Origin of the sequence: Brevibacillus sp. FSL K6-2834 (genome assembly GCF_038592925.1) — a bacterium.
Classification (GTDB): Bacteria; Bacillota; Bacilli; order Brevibacillales; family Brevibacillaceae; genus Brevibacillus; species Brevibacillus borstelensis.
Map to the genome: position 1 here is coordinate 3,424,939 of NZ_CP151945.1, position 14,072 is coordinate 3,439,010.

Consider the following 14,072-nt stretch of genomic DNA (forward strand, 5'->3'; position numbering starts at 1 on the left):
CCCAGAGGGAGGGATTTGTCTTGCCTACTGAAGCTGCTGACATTACCGTTGCCGTTGCGGGCAAGGAATTGACGATTACGAATCCAACCAAACCGCTTTGGCCGGAAGCAAACGTCACCAAATGGGATTACATCGGTTATTTAATGGAGGTCGCCTCTCCGTTTCTGGCTTATACGAAAGACCGCCTTTTAACTGTTATCCGTTATCCCCACGGCATCCACGACAAGCATTTTTATCAAAAGAACATTCCTGAGTACGCTCCGGACTGGATCGCTTCCAGCGTATGGGAAAATACCGCTTATCCCCTCTTAAATGATGCGGCGACTCTTGTTTGGTTGGCGAATCAGGCGGCACTGGAATGGCACGTCTCGTTTCACCTGGCGGGAGACGAGATACCGACTGAGCTCGTTTTCGACCTTGACCCGTCTACACCGGAATTCGCTCCCGTCGCCGAAACGGCCATGCTTTTGAAGGAGCTGTTGGACGATTTGCAGCTCCCCTCTGTCGTCAAGACTTCTGGCGCATCGGGCTTGCAAATTTACATTCCGATCGAACGTCGTTATACATTTGAACAAACGAGACAGGTCGGGCATTTCTTGGCGACCTACCTGGCGGAAAAGCGGCCTGATCTGATCACATTGGAGCGCCTGGTCAAGAACAGGGGCACAAAGCTCTACATCGATTACTTGCAGCCCTGGCGGGGAAAGACCTTGACCGCCCCCTATTCGACGCGGGCCCGCAAGGAAGCGACCGTTTCCACACCGCTTCGCTGGGAAGAGGTTCCCCATATCCACCCGACTGATTTCACCGTCCATACGGTTCCCGAACGGTTGCAAAAGTTCGGCGATTTGTTCGCTGCCGTCCATGACCAGAAGCGTGCTTCCCTTGATTCGATCCTGGCCTTTCTGAAACAAAAGCCATAAGTGCGGCGGTCCACAGGCTGCCTGCTGTTGCCATCTGCACAATTGGAACTGCGCATGCGATTTGTGCTATACTGTGCAGAGATGTTTGGAGGCAAGGAGGAATACAACATGATTGATCCGATAGCATTATCACTTGGCCCCATCAATATTCGCTGGTACGGAATCATTATGGGGTTTGCGTTTTTTCTGGGAACCTATCTCGCCCGCTACAATGCCAAGCGTTCGGGCATAGATCCTGATCACGTCCTGAACATGGTCGTACTCATCATTCCCGCTGCCATCATTTGCGCTCGTGCTTACTACGTCATTTTTGAGTGGGACCAGTACAAAGACAATCTCCTCTCCGTTTTCTACGTTTGGGAAGGAGGGCTGGCGATTCACGGCGGCTTGATCGGCGGCGTTCTCGCCGGTGCCTGGTATGTCCGCAAGCACAACCTGCCGTTTTTGCTGCTGGGGGATGCGATGATTCCCAGTGTCATTCTGGGGCAAGCGATCGGCCGCTGGGGCAACTTTATTAACCAGGAAGCGCACGGCGGACCGGCAACTGCGGAGTACATGGCTCATTTTCCTGCGTTTATCCGCGACCAGATGTACATCGGGGGGCAGTATTACCACCCAACGTTCTTCTACGAGTCGATGTGGAACCTGCTCGTCTTCGCCATCCTGATGGCAATGCTGTACCGCTTCAAACGCTTTGACGGACAAGTATTGTTCAGCTATCTGGTCCTGTATTCAATCGGCCGCTTTTTTATCGAGGGCATGCGTACAGACTCTCTCCTGATCGGCGGAACATTGCGCGTTGCCCAATTGGTCAGCCTTTCTCTAATCGCGGTGGGCATTATCTTGCTGATCGTGTTTGCGAGAAAAAGCAGACAGTCCATCCAGTCCCACAATACTTCAGAATAAGAAACAGAATGACAGAGCCACCCTCCAACGAGCGGTGGCTTTTCTTTCGGGGCACCTGCGTCTGAATTGTCGAAAAGATGGGCATACTAAGGAAAAAACAAGGCGGGTGTTTTGATATGAATGAGGGTATGTTGGAGGACTACCTCGACAGGGATGTCCGGGTTCACTTCGCACCGGCGATGATTTCCGCTGGTACATCCTCCTTTGAAGAGGGGCGGCTCTACGATTACAGCGAAGACGGCATTCTTCTGGAGATGACGGACGGGTCTCTCGCGTATATTCCCATCTCATCCATACGCATGGTCACCATCAAACCGAAACAAGGCTTTTGGGCGCGTCTGACGCGTCCGTCATAACTTTGCTGGCAGCAAAAAGCGTCCTTCCCCGTACGGCAGGAAAGGACGCTGGCATTTTATTTATGAACGCTATAGACGAATTCCTTTTACAGGAACACATCGTACACCACGTAACAGGCAGCAGCCAGTAAACCTGTAGCCGGCAACGTGATTACCCATGTGACCAAAATCCTTCCGGCAAGCCCCCATTTAACAGCTGAAAACTTTTGGGAGGCACCTACGCCAAGAATCGAGGAAGTAATTACGTGCGTTGTACTGACCGGCAGCTTGAACGCCGTAAAAATGGTGATGATCATCGCCGACGAAAGGTCTGCAGAGAAGCCGCTGATCGGCTTGATTTTCATGATCTTGCCGCCCATCGTCTTGATAATCCGCCAGCCGCCGACAGATGTCCCTAGTGCCATCGCCACCGCAGCGGAGATTTTGACCCAGAGAGGAATGGAGAAGTCACCGTTTTCCGGCGTCATAAATCCACCGGAAATCAATGCGAAGGTAATAATCCCCATCGTTTTTTGCGCATCGTTGGCTCCATGGCTAAAGGATTGCCAGGAGGCAGCTACGACCTGCAGCATCCGAAAACCTTTGTTCGTCGGATGATACGCCATATTGGCTACGATCGCCGAAATGATCTTGATTACGGTAAAACCGACGACAAATGCGATCAATGGAGAAAAAATCAAGGCTTGTACAATGCTGATAAAGCCTGCCATGTTAATGGAACCGACGCCAGCAGCACCTACGACTGCCCCAGCGATCCCGCCAATCAGCGCGTGCGAGGAGGAGCTGGGAATTCCGAACCACCAGGTGATCAGGTTCCACAGGATGGCTGACGTCAATGCAGCAAGCACGACGACCAATCCGTTTTCCAACTGGAACGGGTCGGCAATCGATCCTCCGATCGTTTTCGCTACCCCTGTGTACGTGAGCGCCCCGATCAGATTTAAGAACGACGCGATAATGATAGCCGTGCGCGGGCTTAACGCTCGGGTAGACACTGAAGTCGCGATGGCGTTAGCGGTATCGTGAAATCCATTGATAAAGTCGAAGCTAAGCGCCATGATCACAACGAGGATCAGGATAATCATATCCGGGGAAAGACTAGGCATTCTTCAGCACGATCCCTTCTACCAGGTTGGATACGTCCTCGGCAAAGTCGGCACAGTCTTCCAGTTTGTCGTAAATTTCCTTGAGCTTGATCGCTTCGATCGGATCAGCGTTAGGAGCGTTGAGCAAATCAGAAACCATTTTACGGTAGTTGGAGTCGGATTCATGTTCCAATTCCTTGATTTCGGCAGCGTATTTGGATACGACCTGATGATCCAGTTTGCGCAGCGTACGGATCAATTCGATCAGCTTCGCCGAGCATTTCACCAAAATGTTGGCCTGTGCAAGCACGCGCGGATCTGGCTGGCGCACCTGGTACAAGTACATCCGGTCTGCTACGCCGTCGATGTAGTCGATCATTGAGTCCATCGTATGGGCCAACTGGTGAATATCTTCCCTCTCCAGCGGAGTGATAAAGGTAGAGTTCAATTCATTCATAATCCGGCGAACGATCTCGTCCCCTTCTTTTTCCACCGACTTGATTTCTTTTACTTTGGATTCCAAGTCCTGGTAGTTCCCGATCATTTCATAAAACAGATGGGTTCCCTTGTGGACATTGGCAATTTGCTGCTCGAACAAGTCAAAGAAGATGTGCTTTTTGCTTTTTAACATAAGATCAGTCGTCACTCCTTTGAATAACTAACGCCTCACCGATTATATCGAACAACTTTGTGAAGGTAAATTTAAAAACAAGGACAAATGTGTATTTTTTTCTTTAAGAAATTGTTAAGTTTTTGTAAAGACAGATGACAAATGAAAAATGATGCGTTAAAACGGCCCCGATCCTTATTTTCTGAAAGGATAAAAAAATACCCGTCCGCCTAGGGTACGAGTGTTAGTGTTGCCAGTTGTTCACTTTTTATTTCCCGGCTGCCAGCATGCCGTTTTTTTCTTTGACTTCCCCCTTTGCTGCCTGGACTCGGCAGCAGGAATCAGCGGCGGTGCGTGATCCGGTAAAGCTTGCGCTGGCTGGCGTAGCCTTCGACCAATTCAATATCGTTGTCATATGCGTGAAACCTCTTCTTTAACAAGGCACGGAGTTCGTCGTGTGTCTGGCTGTCCCTTGGAGATCCTGTCACCTCGACGACAAGCATTCCCTTGAGTGTCTCCCCCGTTATGGCCGTTCTCTTTTTGCCCGGTTTGACCCAGAGAGTCAGCTCTGTGACCTCCCGCTTCCATTCCGCCGCCTTCTCCAGCTCCTGGCTGATGATCTGAAAAGACTTCCCGGGTGACTGCTTTCTCCTCGCCGCCTCCATCTCCCTGCTGGCCGCTCGTGCTGCACGCTTGGCAGAAACGACGCGGCTCGGCTGAATTTCGAGCGCCTCGACTCCGCATATCCGGTCGAGAAGCCTTGGCAGGCGGTGCAAGAACTGCAGGATTGTAGCGTAAGGAGGGTCTTCGCCGCAACGCTCCGTGACGACTTTGTAAAGCCCGTTTTCCACCATTTCGGCGATCATCAGCCAGCCCGGTCCGTCTGCCTTTCGTACGGTCAATTTCATCCTTCTCACCCCAACTAATTGTATATACAACCATTAGGGTAACAAAAGGAGGTTGCATATGCAACCATCATTTCTCCAGGTGGTCCCTCAGCCTTACCACCATGCTTAGAAACATGTCTTGTTCAGCTTTCGAAAATGGCGCAAATACGCTTTGCGTGAAATGGTCCCGTACTGCCTCCAATGTTTCTTCTATGACCTTCACTTTATCAGGCGCCATTTTTACGATGTAGCTTCGGGCGTCCTGGGAATGGGGCTCCGTTTTCAGCCAGCCTTTTTTCAGCAAACCGGGCAAAATGCGCGATATCGTCGTCTTGTCACGCAAAGTCCGCTTTCCCAATTCCGAGGGAGTGAGCCCGTCCGTCTGTGCGGTCGCAACCAACAGTTGCCACTGCTCGGGAGTTATGCCAAACGGCCCAAGCGCTTTGGCTGTCTCTTCCCTGATCAGTTGGCCTACGCGATGAAGGTTGTGGCCGAGGCTGTCTCGAAAGCGATCTGTCATGTACCCTGTCTCCTTTTATTCTACCCTTGGGGGATCTGGTCTTCCTGCGATAATGCAGTTACTTCCTATAGAAACACAGGAGTAAGCATCCGTCAAAGCTCTTTTATAGCTTTTAAATCTCTGAAAGTTGCCAACAGAAACAATTTCCTTTCTTTTCAATAGACGCTTCCTTATACTTATGTCTTACTAAATAACCTTTTATCGGAAGAGAGGAATTTGTCGCATGGCTTGGCTGCAGAACATCATCTCACGCTATGATACCACGATTTGGATACGCGTGATCGGAACCATCCTGACAACGTTTGCCGGTTTTATGCTTCGCCCTTTTCTCGCTTTCTATTTGTACGATCGGATGGATGGGAATCTTCTGGTAGCAGCAATGGTTACAAGCCTTCAGCCTCTCACCAGCATCGTGGCCAGCGTATACGCCGGTGGACTTGCCGACCGCTATGGACGCAAGCCTTTGATGGTGGCCGCTCTGGTCATCGAGTCGATTTCGATGGCGGGCTATATTTGGGCCGAATCCCTGATCGCCTTTGCTTCTCTAACCATCCTGAATGGAATTGGAGCCGCTTTGTTCTGGCCTGCTGCCAGCGCCCAGGTGACAGACGTCGTCCCGGAAGAAAAGCGCAGCGAGGTGTTCGCCCTGCTCCATACCGCTTTAAACCTCGGAGCAGCCGCAGGCCCTCTTATCGGGGTCACGCTTTACAAGATCAACCCGGCTATCGCCTTCGGAATTTGCTCGGCGACGCTCATGATCTATTGTCTGTTGATCATGTGGAAAATCCCGGAGACACTCCCCAAGGAAAGAAGGGAATCCGGCAAACAGAAAGGGGGGCAGCCAGAGGACGTGTCAAAAGCGCCGAAGCTCCGCTTGCGGGAGCATACCACCCTGCTGTGGATGACATTGGCCGCAATCCCCGTCTCACTGTTGTACTCGCAGGTGGAAATTATCCTGCCGCAGCACTTGCGCACTCGCTTTGACGACTTCCTGACGGTATTTGCCACCTTGATGACAATCAATGGAGTACTGGTCGTCTGCTGTCAAATCGCCATTGCCAGGTTTGCCGATCGGTTCCCGCCCGAGCGAATTATTCTCGCCGCTTACCTGCTGCTCGGATGCGTCGGATTCGGTTACGGTTGGGCCCCAGTATTCTGGCTGCTCGTAGTGGCCGAAGCCATTTTTACGATTGGCGAGATGCTCTATGGCCCGCAGATCCAAAAGGCGATCTCCGTACTGGCACCAGCGGAGCTCCGAGGGAGATACTTTTCCATTTTCGGCGCGAACTGGGGAATCACCGGTACGATAGGTCCGTCCACCGGAGCCGTCGCGTTTCGCAATATCGGCGGCGCGTACTGGTTTTCCATCGTCGGTCTGCTCTTGCTGATCGCCGGAGTGTTTCAATACGGTTTGGTGAAAAAGGCTGTCAGAAAGTCGTCTTCCGCACCGGCAGAAACTTCTGTGAATATGTCCGCATCATGATCCGCAATTATTGTTGCTGGAACAAATAGGAACATACCTGCTGGCGGAATCTTGGCTGCGGATTGCAAAACAAGCTAATGTCTGGTCGTTGCCAGGCTTTGGCTTGTTTTTGTTTTGCTTGCTTCCTGTCACGAATGTATTCCTTGCGGTAGGGAAAAATGGAACTACTTACCTTTTAGAGGAGGTGAGCTCGCTGGCGCGGATTACTGCTGCTGCTACCGCTGTTCCTGCTTATGAAGTGACGCAAGAGGCTTCGATGGCCTTTGCCCGCCTGTTGTTCCAGGATGCTTTTCCGGACATCGACCGGCTGATCAGCATTTTTTCCCACAGCCGGATTCGCAAGCGGCACTTTTGCATGCCGCTGGAATGGTTCGGACAAGACCACAGCTTTGCCGAAAAAAACCGGTTGTACATACAACACGCTGTAGCTCTCGGTGCCGAGGCGGCGAAACGCTGCCTTGAGAACAGCAATTGCAGAATAGACGATATTGATTGCCTTGTATTCGTATCCAGTACGGGTATAGCCACACCCAGTATCGATGCCCACCTGCTGAACCGCCTGGGACTGCGCTCTGACATCACCCGCATTCCTCTGTGGGGGTTGGGCTGTGCGGGCGGAGCGATGGGACTCGCCCGCTCCTGCGAATATGTCAACGCCTACCCCAAGCGCCGGGTCCTGTTGCTCAGTGTGGAGTTGTGCGGCCTGACATTTATTCGCCAGGACGTTTCCAAAAGCAATCTGGTCGCCACCTGCCTGTTCGGGGACGGCGCTGCAGCTGTGCTCATCGAAGGGGATGAAGTGGTACATACAGGCGTCTCTGATCAGCCGCAGCTCCATTTTTGCGCTGCCCGCTCCAGGACGTGGTCCGATTCGCTCGATGTCATGGGCTGGGAAGTGACCGACCCGGGACTGAAAGTTGTCTTTTCCAGAGATATTCCCACTCTGATTCACAAATCCATGCGAGAAGAGCTGGAGAGCTTTCTTGCGCCCCTCGGCACAACCGTGGAGAAGCTGAGGCACTTTATTTTCCACCCGGGCGGCGCAAAGGTGCTGAACGCCTACCAACAAGCATTGCAGCTCCCCGCTGACTCGATCAGGTTTTCAGAAGAGGTTCTGCGGGATTACGGAAACATGTCGTCCCCTACCGTCCTCTTTGTGCTGGAAAAAAGCTTGCAGAAGCCGTGGTCGAAGGGAGAACAAGGCCTGCTAGCTGCCCTTGGTCCCGGCTTCAGCTCGGAATTCATCCTGCTGGAAGCGAGGTGAGGCCGTGTCCTTTTTCCTGATTGTCTATATGGCTGTTGTCCTCCAGCGCCTTCTGGAGCTCAGGCTCGCCTCGCGAAATGCCCGGTATTTGCGTTCGATTGGCGGGTATGAAGTCGGTGCTGACCATTACAAGTACATCGTATTTCTACATGTCGGTTTTTTTGCCGCGCTGCTGGCCGAGGGCATCTGGCGAAAAGGCATGCCTGCCCCTTGGTGGCCCCTGTCTTTTTCGCTCTTTCTATTCGCGCAGACTCTTCGCTACTGGTGTATCCTGACTCTCGGAAAACGTTGGAATACGCGGATCATCATCCTTCCCGGCGCTCCCCCGATTACACGCGGCCCTTACCGTTACATCCGGCATCCCAACTACTGGATCGTGACGATCGAGCTTTTCACACTGCCGCTGACCTTTTCCGCCTATGTTACAGCCATGTTCTTTACCATCTGCAATCTCTGGCTGCTGCTGCGGGTCCGTATCCCAGCCGAAGAACGAGCCGTATACAAGCATCGATAAAAAGAACCCGACGCTTCAAATCGGGTTCTTCCGCGTGTTTATTTCACATGATCAGCGGGTAGATAGAAAGTACGATTTTTTTAAGTACCTTCCCATTTTCCATTACTGACACGAGGTGACCTGTTTTGAAAACGACCAGCATGGAAGGCCCCCATGAAGTAAAACACATCATCATCCGTGAATTTTACAGCATGATTGAGCACTTGCCTGATAACGATCAAACCGCCACGATTCAAAAACTAGTCCGTTACTTGCAAGGGCTGCTGCGCATCAAGCAGGTAATCCCGCCCGTCGTAGAGATCATGACCTTGATCAAGAAGGCAAAACCGACCTTGTACAGCGCCACACGCAGAACGGTGGCTGCCACCAGCAATCTGCATATGCTGTTTCAGGTTGACATGGACCCTGTGCTTGCTGAACAGCGCATGCGCGATTTTATAAAATAACGGTTGCCGATCAGGAGCTGAGGTTTTCTGGGTTGAGACATTCTAATTCCGGAATGACAAACCGGCCGTCCTTTCGGATCAGAACTTCGTCAAACCAGATCTCCCCTCCGCCCCAATCCGGTCGTTGGATCGATACCATGTCCCAGTGGACAGAGGATTTGTTTCCGTTGTACGCCTCGTCATAGCACTGGCCCGGCGTGAAGTGGAAGCTTCCGTCAATCTTTTCGTCAAACAGAATGTCCTTCATCGGATTTCGGATCAGCGGATTTACGCCGATCGCAAACTCTCCGATATAGCGCGCACCCTCGTCTGTATCCAGGATAGCGTTCAAGCGCTCCGTATCGTTGGCTGTCGCCTTCACGATTTTACCCTGCTCAAAATGCAGGCAGACCTGTTCGAAAGTAAATCCGTTGTACGGAGTCGGCGCATTATGCGTAATCACTCCCTCTACGGAATCCCGTACCGGCGCTGTGTACACTTCTCCATCGGGAATATTGCGCAATCCGGCACATTTGACAGCCGGGATGTCCTTGATGGAAAAACGCAAATCAGTGCCTGGTCCTACGATTCGAACGCGAACTGTCCGGTTCATCAACGCAACAAGGTTATCCATCGCTTCGTTCATTTTACTGTAATCAAGGTTGCACACCTGGAAGTAAAACTGTTCGAAAGCATCGGTACTCATGTTCGCCAATTGCGCCATGGACGGATTCGGATAGCGCAACACCACCCATTTTGTCTCAGGCACCCGGACATCCATGACAGGCAGCTCGTAAAGACGCGAGTACATACTCATCCGATCAGCTGGCACATCTGCCATCTCATTGATGTTGTCGCCTGCGCGTATCCCGATATAACAGTCCATCTGTTTCATCAAGGCTGTCTCATGCTCCGCCAGCAGCGTCAGCTGTTGCTCTGTACACTCTTTGGCGAGCTCCCGTTTGATCTTCGGATCGACCAGTTGAACAAACGGGTTTCCTTTTGCCAGATACACCTCCCGAATGATCGCCTGAACCAGCTCAGGCGTATGGCCTACCGCATGTATCAGTACATTTTCTCCCGGCTGAACACGGACAGAATAAGAAACAAGATTGCGCGCCAATTCCTCCAAACGCGGATCTCTCATACGTTCACCCCTTTTTCAATTTTCTGACTCCCTTCTATTGTTCGCAATCAACCCTTGCAAGTCAATAAAAATTTTTTTATTAAAGACCGGCAGCTCGGACCGATTACACATACCTAAACAAAAAAGCAGCCTCTTCCCGGTGGAAAGAGACTGCTTTTTCGCGTTCATTTATTGGACTGTTCCTTATTTATCGCTATCGGATTCAGGAGCGGACCATACCCAGCCGGAACGAGTTCCAGTGTCAGCACCTTTGCTGGAAATGACGATGGTATTGTCCTCTGTCGGAGCAGCTACCCAACCAGTGCGTGCAGCTTCTTGGCTAACAACTGGAGAGATGACGATTGTTTCGTCTTCCTTCGGCATTTGAATCCAACCTGTCGGCTGAACATTTTGCGCCTGACCGCGCTCCAAAATGACATACTGGTCTTCTACCGGCATGTTTACCCAGCCTTGTGTTGGTGCTACGAAGGCACCCCGGTCGCTGACTACGATTGTTTGATCTTCCAGAGGGGCATTTACCCAGCCTTTAGCCGCAGCATTGCTGTCAATTTTATTGGTAATGGTGATCGTTTGATCTTCCAATGGCATGTTAATCCAGCCGCCTTGGCCGTTTCCAAATACAGGTTTTTCAGGTTGAGTCGCTACTTCTTTAGCAAATGCAGCGTTCGTAAACAGCGTTGCGCCCAGCACCATGGTTCCGAGCATGAGAGTTGTCATTTTTTTCATCATTCATACACTCCTGTCTTTTCACGCTGTCCATGAAATATCTCTTAGCCGCTATGCTACGCGATACCGGTTGCCCAACAGGCAAACGCGATCCTTCATTCTTCGAGGCCTTGTTTCATTTTTCGCAAATAGGTTGCAAACTGCTCAAGCTCTTCGTCGCTCAAGCTCTTCAACAAGCCCTTCATCAGGTTCCTTCGCTTGCATAGCAACCGTTCGATCAAGGGGATCGCTTTATCGGATACGGTTACCCAAACAACCCGCCGGTCCTGTTCATCGCGAATTCTGTTGACGTATCCGGCTTTCACCAGACGATTCAAAGCAATCGTCGTTGCACTGTTGGATTGCCGTAACACAGTTGCGAGATCCGAGACGGTACTGCGCTGCTTGTCGTAGAGGACACGGAGCAGTATGAATTGTTTTGGACTGATAACCTCATCTTCATCCAATAGCCAGTGACTGATAAAGTAACGGGCCATCTCGATAAAGGCTTGATCCAGTTCCTCGATTTGAACAGCGCGAGACATTTCGCTCACATCATCACCCATTTTCAGAAAGTAAATACTTTTACTATAAAACTATATAGCGTTTGGTTTTATAGTGCAAGTATTTCGATAGTTTCTGCGCATTTATGTACCCGCCTGAAAATAGGTTGATACGAGAGTGGACAATGCGTTTATGATTTAATATTTTTACTGTAAAACTAATTTGCAATGTCATATTACCTCATAATGAAAAACATGGCAAGATGTTTAATGGTGACGAATTTGTGAACAGGAGGCAAGTCCCATTTCCCACCGATTTCCATGAATCCGGCTTCTTCTTCGCTTTGAAAGCATGTATAATAAGAACATCTGTCGGTTTTTCCCCAAAACGTGAGAAGACCCGCTACATACAAAGATATGCCGACGGAGAAACTTGTACATGGGAGATTGCTTATGGAACAAATTGAACGTGCTGCCAAGTGGAAAACAGAATTGCTTGATTGGGTAAAATCGTTTGTCTTGATTGGCGGACTCACCGCTTTTATCTATGTCTTTGTCATGGCGCCTTATGTTGTACAAGGCCGCTCCATGGAAAGCACACTGCACGACCGTGAACGCGTCATCGTCAACAAGGCCATCTTCTATTTGAAGAACCCGCAAATCGGTGATATCGTCATCATTCACCCGGATGCTTCGGGGGAAAATTGGATCAAGCGGGTCGTCGCCCTGGCCGGCGATACGGTAGAAGCGAAAAACGACCAATTGTACGTAAACGGCCAGCCTGTCAACGAGCCGTTCCTGACAGCCAACAAATTAAAAGCTGCTGCTGAAGGTGTCACGCTGACGGAAGATTTTGGACCGATCACAGTTCCGGAAGGACATATCTTCGTGATGGGTGACAACCGTAACAACAGCATGGACAGCCGTGCAATCGGGCCTGTCAGCCTTGATCATGTCGTGGGACGGGCCGAGCTTGTCTACTGGCCGCTGGGAAGCATCCGTCTGCCCAAGTAATTGCAAGCGAGTAATGAATCCTCTTCCTTTCGCTCATCCTATGATGGTACGGCATAACGATCATCAGGAGGTTGGGAAGATGCACAATTTGCAACATACTCAGCAGGAAATCGCTCAGTGCAAGCAAATCGCTCAACAAATGATTCAGCAAACGATGCAAGCGAGCAATACGTATCGGCAAATGCTCCAACAGGAACAGCAAAACGCAGCCACTCTGCAACAGCTTGCTGCGCGTGAATTTGAGGCCGTTCGGATGATTCAACAGGCTTTGCAAGGACATGATACGGCTATCCGGCAGCTGCAGCAGGTCATCTCTTACTGCGATCAAATGGAACGCGAGCTGCTTCAAAGATCGTACCAGCAGCAGACCGCTTTCTCTCAGCCGTCTTTGACCGCAGTTACGGGAAGACAGTAGCTGTTATTACCGGGAGTCCTGGCTGCCTGGATTTATCCGGGAAACCATTCAAAAAACATGCAAAGAGCATGACGCGGGGGATTGTCCGTCCTTCCCGCGTCTTTTTGTTTGGGAGCAGTTCTCTGTGCAATGACAAAAAAATACCGCCAGATAGCAGCTACCTGGCGGATGGTTTCCTTGAAGCGAATTGGTCCTGTTTGTTTACGATTGGCTTTGCACAGCAACAGCATCCTGGAAGTATTCCTCCAGCGTGATGCCCTTTTCCATGATTTCTTTGGCCATCGTCGTTCCTACATACCGCAAATGCCACGGTTCATACGCATAGCCCGTGATCTCTTCCTTGCCCTTTGGATAGCGGATGATAAAGCCGTGCTCTGCACAGTGAGCGGCGAGCCACTTTCCTTCCGGCGTATCGGCAAACGGCTCTTCCAGTCTGGTCCGGGAATCGGCACCGGAAACGTCCATGGCAAGCCCGGTCTGGTGTTCGCTTTTGCCGGGATTGGCACTGTAACGGGCAGCGTGCTCTGCTCCCTGCGTCTTTACGTAGCCGTCAAAGAGCGATTTTTGCGTCCGGTAGGAACGATATCCCGACACGCCGTACAACTGGATTCCGTCTTTCTCCGCGGCGGCAAACAGCGATTCGAGAGCACGAGCGGCGGGCTCGCGGAGAAGCTTTTTCTCAGCCTTGCCGGAAAACGGGAAGGGGACGTTTGGTTCCGTTAATCCTGGCGGGATATAATCGACAGGCAGCGAGCGCTGCTTGTTCACAACAACTGCAAGATCAGTAGGATTGGTTACAGTCGGAACACTGTTTACCATCATAATGGTTTCAGCAAGCGACGATTTCACCGTAATTTGAGCCGTTTTGGTTTGCCCCTGATATTCTACGGTTACCTCTGCCTTGGAGCCGATCGCTGCGTGCTCGGAAATGGCCAGCTTGCCATCCGGCGATACCGTTGCCACATCTGGCGCAGAAATGTGGTACGTGACTCCTTCTCCATGAGGCAGTGCTTTCTCGCTTCCCGGAGCGAGGACAAATGTCTCAGGAATGGCATTCCAGTCGATAGATGGCGCTTCTGGAATCGTCGTCTCTTCTCCTGTCGCTTGTCCTTCCGGTGCCGTAGTCGATTGTCCGCCTGATCCAGAGATCCACGTGCTGACATCCGGAGCTTCACATCCTCCCAGAAGCGCGCCGGAAAGTGCGGCTGCGACAGCGAGAATGACTGTTGGTTGCTTTTTCATCGGTTATGCCTCCTGGTTTCCATCAAGACAAATACAGTCTTCAGTGTCTTTACTACCTTACCATGTATGAAGA

At 51.2% G+C, this 14,072-nt stretch carries 17 protein-coding genes; 9 read left to right on the top strand and 8 right to left on the bottom strand.

Translation table 11 applies throughout. The features are described from left to right. Positions 1 to 20 precede the first annotated feature (20 nt). From ligD to NST96_RS16960, 3 genes are all read left to right on the top strand, one after another. Entirely contained in the window at positions 21 to 923 is a 903-nt protein-coding gene (gene ligD, locus NST96_RS16950) for a non-homologous end-joining DNA ligase (RefSeq protein ID WP_003386062.1), read from the top strand. A 108-nt stretch (positions 924 to 1,031) separates the two neighbouring features. Then, positions 1,032 to 1,829, top strand: a complete 798-nt coding sequence (lgt, locus tag NST96_RS16955; RefSeq protein WP_172921137.1) for a prolipoprotein diacylglyceryl transferase — start codon at positions 1,032 to 1,034, stop codon at positions 1,827 to 1,829. Positions 1,830 to 1,945: 116 nt separating this feature from the next. Then, on the top strand, positions 1,946 to 2,185 hold the full coding sequence (locus tag NST96_RS16960) for a hypothetical protein (protein ID WP_003386066.1): 240 nt from the start codon (positions 1,946 to 1,948) through the stop codon (positions 2,183 to 2,185). Between the two features lie 86 nt (positions 2,186 to 2,271). On the opposite strand, the gene NST96_RS16965 is transcribed toward NST96_RS16960, so the two are convergent. The 4 genes from NST96_RS16965 to NST96_RS16980 all read right to left on the bottom strand — a co-directional run bounded on the left by NST96_RS16965 (position 2,272) and on the right by NST96_RS16980 (position 5,287). Next, positions 2,272 to 3,291 carry an inorganic phosphate transporter gene (locus NST96_RS16965; protein WP_003386067.1) on the bottom strand — a complete coding sequence of 340 codons (1,020 nt, stop codon included), beginning with the start codon at positions 3,289 to 3,291 and terminating at the stop codon, positions 2,272 to 2,274. Then, positions 3,284 to 3,901, bottom strand: a complete 618-nt coding sequence (locus NST96_RS16970; protein ID WP_003386068.1) for a DUF47 domain-containing protein — start codon at positions 3,899 to 3,901, stop codon at positions 3,284 to 3,286. Before NST96_RS16970 ends, NST96_RS16965 begins: the two co-directional genes overlap by 8 nt. 320 nt (positions 3,902 to 4,221) lie before the next feature. After that, the gene (locus tag NST96_RS16975) at positions 4,222 to 4,788 is read right to left on the bottom strand and encodes a DUF167 family protein (protein WP_003386069.1); all 567 of its coding nucleotides are present in this window, start codon (positions 4,786 to 4,788) and stop codon (positions 4,222 to 4,224) included. Between the two features lie 67 nt (positions 4,789 to 4,855). Continuing rightward, a complete protein-coding gene (locus NST96_RS16980; RefSeq protein WP_003386070.1) occupies positions 4,856 to 5,287 on the bottom strand; it encodes a MarR family transcriptional regulator in 432 nt (143 codons plus the stop codon). Positions 5,288 to 5,510: 223 nt separating this feature from the next. Here NST96_RS16980 and NST96_RS16985 point away from each other — a divergent pair, with 223 nt between their 5' ends. The 4 genes from NST96_RS16985 to NST96_RS17000 all read left to right on the top strand — a co-directional run bounded on the left by NST96_RS16985 (position 5,511) and on the right by NST96_RS17000 (position 8,994). Beyond that, complete coding sequence (locus NST96_RS16985) at positions 5,511 to 6,770, top strand: MFS transporter (protein WP_003386071.1); 1,260 nt, start codon at positions 5,511 to 5,513, stop codon at positions 6,768 to 6,770. Between the two features lie 193 nt (positions 6,771 to 6,963). Beyond that, complete coding sequence (locus NST96_RS16990; RefSeq protein WP_024982973.1) at positions 6,964 to 8,034, top strand: 3-oxoacyl-[acyl-carrier-protein] synthase III C-terminal domain-containing protein; 1,071 nt, start codon at positions 6,964 to 6,966, stop codon at positions 8,032 to 8,034. A gap of 4 nt (positions 8,035 to 8,038) precedes the next feature. Continuing rightward, on the top strand, positions 8,039 to 8,548 hold the full coding sequence (locus tag NST96_RS16995; protein WP_003386073.1) for an isoprenylcysteine carboxylmethyltransferase family protein: 510 nt from the start codon (positions 8,039 to 8,041) through the stop codon (positions 8,546 to 8,548). 125 nt (positions 8,549 to 8,673) lie between these two features. Continuing rightward, entirely contained in the window at positions 8,674 to 8,994 is a 321-nt protein-coding gene (locus NST96_RS17000; RefSeq protein ID WP_003386074.1) for a hypothetical protein, read from the top strand. A 10-nt stretch (positions 8,995 to 9,004) separates the two neighbouring features. Here NST96_RS17000 and NST96_RS17005 read toward each other — a convergent pair whose 3' ends face one another. From NST96_RS17005 to NST96_RS17015, 3 genes are all read right to left on the bottom strand, one after another. Continuing rightward, positions 9,005 to 10,120 carry an aminopeptidase gene (locus NST96_RS17005; protein WP_122958705.1) on the bottom strand — a complete coding sequence of 372 codons (1,116 nt, stop codon included), beginning with the start codon at positions 10,118 to 10,120 and terminating at the stop codon, positions 9,005 to 9,007. Positions 10,121 to 10,303: 183 nt separating this feature from the next. Further along, positions 10,304 to 10,849, bottom strand: coding sequence for a hypothetical protein (locus tag NST96_RS17010; protein ID WP_024982970.1), 546 nt, complete (start codon positions 10,847 to 10,849; stop codon positions 10,304 to 10,306). Positions 10,850 to 10,941: 92 nt separating this feature from the next. Next, positions 10,942 to 11,370 (bottom strand): MarR family transcriptional regulator, encoded by a 429-nt coding sequence (locus NST96_RS17015; protein ID WP_003386079.1) that lies wholly within the window; start codon positions 11,368 to 11,370, stop codon positions 10,942 to 10,944. A 411-nt stretch (positions 11,371 to 11,781) separates the two neighbouring features. Between NST96_RS17015 and lepB the strand changes: the two genes are divergently transcribed. Beyond that, positions 11,782 to 12,342, top strand: coding sequence for a signal peptidase I (lepB, locus tag NST96_RS17020; RefSeq protein WP_003386080.1), 561 nt, complete (start codon positions 11,782 to 11,784; stop codon positions 12,340 to 12,342). A gap of 79 nt (positions 12,343 to 12,421) precedes the next feature. Beyond that, positions 12,422 to 12,757, top strand: coding sequence for a hypothetical protein (locus NST96_RS17025; RefSeq protein WP_003386081.1), 336 nt, complete (start codon positions 12,422 to 12,424; stop codon positions 12,755 to 12,757). Positions 12,758 to 12,958: 201 nt separating this feature from the next. On the opposite strand, the gene NST96_RS17030 is transcribed toward NST96_RS17025, so the two are convergent. Further along, a complete protein-coding gene (locus NST96_RS17030; RefSeq protein ID WP_024982968.1) occupies positions 12,959 to 13,999 on the bottom strand; it encodes a M15 family metallopeptidase in 1,041 nt (346 codons plus the stop codon). Positions 14,000 to 14,072 lie beyond the last annotated feature (73 nt).

What these genes read in the sequence shown, in the direction of transcription:
- NST96_RS16965 (WP_003386067.1), bottom strand. Translation starts at nt 3,291, where the DNA reads ATGCCTAGTCTTTCCCCGGATATGATTATCCTGATCCTCGTTGTGATC.
- NST96_RS16960 (WP_003386066.1), top strand. Translation starts at nt 1,946, where the DNA reads ATGAATGAGGGTATGTTGGAGGACTACCTCGACAGGGATGTCCGGGTT.
- lgt (WP_172921137.1), top strand. Translation starts at nt 1,032, where the DNA reads ATGATTGATCCGATAGCATTATCACTTGGCCCCATCAATATTCGCTGG.
- NST96_RS16970 (WP_003386068.1), bottom strand. Translation starts at nt 3,901, where the DNA reads ATGTTAAAAAGCAAAAAGCACATCTTCTTTGACTTGTTCGAGCAGCAA.
- NST96_RS17010 (WP_024982970.1), bottom strand. Translation starts at nt 10,849, where the DNA reads ATGATGAAAAAAATGACAACTCTCATGCTCGGAACCATGGTGCTGGGC.
- NST96_RS17030 (WP_024982968.1), bottom strand. Translation starts at nt 13,999, where the DNA reads ATGAAAAAGCAACCAACAGTCATTCTCGCTGTCGCAGCCGCACTTTCC.
- NST96_RS17005 (WP_122958705.1), bottom strand. Translation starts at nt 10,120, where the DNA reads ATGAGAGATCCGCGTTTGGAGGAATTGGCGCGCAATCTTGTTTCTTAT.
- NST96_RS16980 (WP_003386070.1), bottom strand. Translation starts at nt 5,287, where the DNA reads ATGACAGATCGCTTTCGAGACAGCCTCGGCCACAACCTTCATCGCGTA.
- lepB (WP_003386080.1), top strand. Translation starts at nt 11,782, where the DNA reads ATGGAACAAATTGAACGTGCTGCCAAGTGGAAAACAGAATTGCTTGAT.
- NST96_RS17015 (WP_003386079.1), bottom strand. Translation starts at nt 11,370, where the DNA reads ATGTCTCGCGCTGTTCAAATCGAGGAACTGGATCAAGCCTTTATCGAG.
- NST96_RS17025 (WP_003386081.1), top strand. Translation starts at nt 12,422, where the DNA reads ATGCACAATTTGCAACATACTCAGCAGGAAATCGCTCAGTGCAAGCAA.
- NST96_RS16985 (WP_003386071.1), top strand. Translation starts at nt 5,511, where the DNA reads ATGGCTTGGCTGCAGAACATCATCTCACGCTATGATACCACGATTTGG.
- NST96_RS16975 (WP_003386069.1), bottom strand. Translation starts at nt 4,788, where the DNA reads ATGAAATTGACCGTACGAAAGGCAGACGGACCGGGCTGGCTGATGATC.